2 protein-coding genes and 2 pseudogenes are annotated in these 1,698 nt (G+C 37.5%); all 4 read right to left on the reverse strand.

Annotated elements, in window-relative coordinates:
* Nucleotides 1-484, reverse strand: a pseudogene (locus UF75_RS25570) (radical SAM protein); the annotation flags it as partial.
* A 416-nt stretch (nucleotides 485-900) separates the two neighbouring features.
* Nucleotides 901-1,020 (reverse strand): annotated as a pseudogene (locus UF75_RS30950) (isochorismatase family protein); the annotation flags it as partial.
* 134 nt (nucleotides 1,021-1,154) lie between these two features.
* Nucleotides 1,155-1,472, reverse strand: coding sequence for a hypothetical protein (locus UF75_RS25575; RefSeq protein WP_045577330.1), 318 nt, complete (start codon nucleotides 1,470-1,472; stop codon nucleotides 1,155-1,157).
* The coding region (locus UF75_RS25580; RefSeq protein WP_045577331.1) for a nucleotidyltransferase domain-containing protein at nucleotides 1,450-1,698 on the reverse strand (249 nt) is incomplete at its 5' end. The genes UF75_RS25580 and UF75_RS25575, both read right to left, overlap by 23 nt.

Genomic DNA, 1,698 nt, shown 5'->3' on the forward strand with positions numbered 1-1,698 from the left:
TAACCGGATAGTATTTTTCAATTTCCATGAATGGCTCTAAATAAACGTAGGAAATGCCCGTGGGCTTCTGTTGGATGGAAAGAAGTAAATCAATGTCCTTCTCATAAAATTTTGTGTCTCCGATTTCCCACATACCTTCGCCAACCGGAGCAATATCATCCAGTTCTCCATAATGATAGCAGAACTTACACTCTAAGTTACATTTGTTCGTTTTCCTGATTGCACTCAAACCGGTTCCCAACAGACAAGAACGACATCCTTTGGGGAATTTGCTTTCATTTCCCACAAAAAAAGTTCTATTCTCCAAAGTTTTCAAGCCACTGATTTCCGACATTAACCTATCATTTCTATGATCGATCGCAGCCTCAGTTTGTGCAAAGGTAGCGTAAATGATTTCTTGTTGTTTTGTCATAACTTCCTCATCCTCTGGCAATATTGAAAAGAATTCAAACCAAAACAACGCATCTTTCTTTGAAATTTTCATAACATGTCCTCCTACAATTAATTCTACTAAAGATTCGATTCCTAGCTTCCTGCTATGCTTTTTCACTTAGTCTTCTTCAAAAGACATACGCACTCCACATGTGTTGTGGCAGTTGAATAATACGAATGCGCGGAATTCATCGGGTAATTGTTATACCTAAAATAGCAGGGCTCCGAACTTAAAGGACGGGACCTCTTTTAGGTTATAGGTTAAATTTTTATCGTAATTTTATTAATTATACCATCGAGATTCCCCCGATGATATGCCCTGGTTCTCCAAATTATCATATGACATATTATCACTAGCCTTGCATTAAGTTGTTGACGAATTGTCAAGCATTTTTTCAATTGTTAGAACCCATTTTATCTCAGGACCTTTGGCAGAAAGTTAGTAAAAAAGAGGAGTAGAACTGGGTTTCAGTACTCACAAACATGGGTTTCCATCCCTGTAATAATGATTTTTCTTCGTCCCAGCCCCTTTAGTGCCGAAGTTACCTCACTGGTACAGCCTGAAAAGGAAGTCTTTTCGTAGGTTAACGATCCCTCGAGATTGTTGCTTACCTCGAAAACAAGGTGCTCCGCGTTAAAGGCGAAGCACCTTGTTTATAGTTTCTTCAACTCATTCCATTTTAACCAAAAGGAATATGAATTGCGATAATAATGTCTGAAAGCTAGGTAGTCTGCCAATTTTCCATAATAGGATCACGTTTAGATGTAGATTCAGTCATTTGTTTTATGAGTTGACTATGCCAGTGGTTACCACCAGGGATTTCACCATCAATATTTTTTCCGATTGTTTTAAATATGTTCTCAATTCCATTATAAAAGGAATGCAGGATTGAACCTATTGCGGTAAGTTCGATTAAAGTTGGTTCCTCCACTTTACTCTTCTCCAATAGTTCGCTGAAGGAAGTAAATAATTCATCGATTTGCTTTATCTCGAAAATTATTTGAGATATTGCCTTTTCAGGAGACGCGATAAAGATCACCTTCCTTTTCAAGGTATTGTGAAAATGGATCTTCTCTATCTAAATTGATTAAATCGACAGGACGACTTAATGTAGTCATTAATTTCCCTAATAGAGCAAAATAATTTTCGGGTAAACATCCTTTTATGGCAATATCTATATCAGAATCTTCCCTGTAAGTACCCGTGACCAACGAGCCGAAAATGAATATTTCCTTGCATCCGGCATTCTTCAGTATCTCAATTGC

The organism is Desulfosporosinus sp. I2 (assembly GCF_000960765.1).
Taxonomy (GTDB): Bacteria; Bacillota; Desulfitobacteriia; order Desulfitobacteriales; family Desulfitobacteriaceae; genus Desulfosporosinus.